This is a genomic window from Streptomyces sp. E2N166 (assembly GCF_003671715.1).
GTDB classification, from domain to species: domain Bacteria; phylum Actinomycetota; class Actinomycetes; order Streptomycetales; family Streptomycetaceae; genus Streptomyces; species Streptomyces thinghirensis.
The window spans coordinates 513,436-514,927 of record NZ_RAIF01000006.1 but is presented as its reverse complement, the minus strand read 5'-3'; the positions used below and the strand labels follow the sequence as shown (position 1 = coordinate 514,927).

The following is a 1,492-nucleotide window of genomic DNA, read 5'->3' as shown; positions in this document are numbered from 1 at the left end:
CGGCCGCGACGGCACCTTCGTCGCCCTCGACCTGCGCCGCATGAACCGCCTGCTCGACCTCGACGAGGTCTCCCGGACCGCGACCCTGCAAGCCGGCCTGCGCGCCCCCGAGGCAGAGGCGCTCCTCGCCGAGCACGGCTGCACTCTCGGCCACTTCCCCCAGTCCTACGAGTGGGCCACCGTCGGCGGCTTCGCCGCGACCCGCTCCAGCGGCCAGGCCTCCGCCGGCTACGGACGCTTCGACGAGATGGTCCTCGGCCTCACCCTCGCCACCCCCGAGGGCACCCTCGACACGGGCCGCGCCCCGCGCTCGGCGGCCGGCCCCGACCTGCGCCAGCTCGTACTGGGCTCGGAGGGCGCCTTCGGCGTCATCACGTCCGTCACCGTGCGAGTGAGGCCCGTGCCGAAGGTCCGCCGCTACGAGGGCTGGCGCTTCGCCTCCTTCGACGAGGGCGCCGCGGCCCTGCGCCGGCTCGCCCAGGACGGTCCGCGCCCGACTGTGCTGCGGCTGTCCGACGAGACGGAGACACTGGTCGGCCTCGCCCAGCCGGACGCCATCGGCGCCTCGCTGGCCCGGCAGGACGCCGGATGCCTGGCCGTCGTCGGCTTCGAGGGCAGCGAGGAGGACACCGCCCACCGCCAGGGCGGCGCCGCCGCCGTACTGCGCGAGAGCGGCGGTACCTTCGCCGGCGACGAACCGGGGGAGCGCTGGGCACGCGGCCGGTACTCGGCGCCCTACCTGCGCGACTCCCTGCTGGACGCCGGGGCGCTCGCCGAGACCCTGGAGACGGCGACCTACTGGTCCCGCCTCCCCGCGCTGTACACCGCCGTCCGTGACGCGCTCACCGGCACCCTCACCGGGGCGGGCACCCCGCCGCTGGTCATGTGCCACATCTCGCACGTCTACGAGAACGGCGCCTCCCTGTACTTCACCGTCGTCTCGGCCCAGGGCGACGACGCCCTGGCGCACTGGACCCGCGCCAAGCACGCCGCCAACGAGGCGATCCTCGCCGCGGGCGGCACCATCACCCACCACCACGGGGTCGGCACCGACCACCGCGACTGGTACGTCCGGGAGGCGGGCCCCCTCGGCGTCCAGGCCCTGCGCGCCGTCAAGCGGAGTCTGGACCCCGCCGGGCTGCTCAGCCCGGGCGTCCTCCTGCCCGGGGACTGACCCCGCACAGCAGCTGGCTTCGACCCCGTGAGACAACAGTCCGGCACCACCCGTCAGCCCGGAGGCACATCGATGCGACAGTTCACCGCCGTCGTCAACCCCACCGCGGGCGGCGCCACCTCGGCCGCCGCGCTGCTCGGGGTGGCCCGGCTGCTGCGGGAGGCGGGGGCGGAGCTGGAGACGGAGTACAGCCGCAGCCTCGCGCACGCACGGGATCTCGCCCGGCGGGCCGGGGAGCGGGGCCGGGTGGTGCTCGCCGTCGGCGGCGACGGGATGGCCGGCGGGATCGGCGGCGCCCTCAGCGGCACCGGGTCCCTC

Annotated in this window: 2 protein-coding genes; both read left to right on the top strand. The window is 76.0% G+C overall.

Translation table 11 applies throughout. The features are described 5' to 3' along the window. A partial coding sequence (locus EBH09_RS02700) for an FAD-binding oxidoreductase (protein WP_238697161.1) occupies window positions 1-1,174 on the top strand: 1,174 nt, incomplete at its 5' end. A 72-nt stretch (window positions 1,175-1,246) separates the two neighbouring features. Continuing rightward, the coding region (locus EBH09_RS38495) for an acylglycerol kinase family protein (protein WP_238697160.1) at window positions 1,247-1,492 on the top strand (246 nt) is incomplete at its 3' end.